We start from the raw sequence: 725 nt of genomic DNA on the forward strand, positions 1-725 counted from the left end.
CTCCTTGAAGAACATCTAAGTAGATATCTTGATTACGCTCTGGAGCTACGATATCCTTATATTTTTCATTGATTACTTCTTCATGAGGCAAGTCTCTGTAACCTTCGATTTCTAAAGAAATCGCAATATCTCTTAAATCATTGGCACTGGTCAATCTAAGCCTTCTCATTTCTTTCAAAGCGTCATTGATATACTTTGGATATTTCTCGCTAGCTTTAAGCACAACCTTTAATTGATCGATTGTATGACGAGGATAGTGCTCCTGCAACGTCTTGATTAACCAGTTAGAGTCTTCCCAATCACCTAATCTCTCCATAACTTCTTCTGCTAAAGTATCTCTTTTTGTCTGGGAACGACGGCGATGTTTAGGATCTGTGATGACTTTTCCTTTTTCTTTTGATATTTCATGAATGGCAATTGGGTTATCACTCGGGTGAAGTGAGATGCTCAAACTTTGCTCTGAAATAGCCAGATAAGCAATGTTTTCTGCACTACTTCGAAAAGTTCCGAGCGGAACACTATACCGATTTCCTTTATAACGAATAACGTTGTCTTTATGAATCATTCTTGTTATATTAATAGATGAGATATTTTCAAAAATGTAATATCCATTGACCTTTTGAAGATGCTGCTTTTCGAGGGCGTGCGCTTCAAAGGGTCTTTTCTTTGTATTGTGATTAATTTTATAGTTTCCAGTTCTCTTTAGCCACCTTAAGTTAGAGTCC

Annotated in this window: 1 pseudogene; it reads right to left on the bottom strand. The window is 36.8% G+C overall.

Annotated elements, in window-relative coordinates:
- Window positions 1–725: pseudogene (locus tag LZD48_RS18395) on the bottom strand (IS21 family transposase); the annotation flags it as partial.

This window comes from Oceanobacillus alkalisoli, from assembly GCF_021556485.1.
Lineage (GTDB): Bacteria > Bacillota > Bacilli > Bacillales > Amphibacillaceae > Oceanobacillus > Oceanobacillus alkalisoli.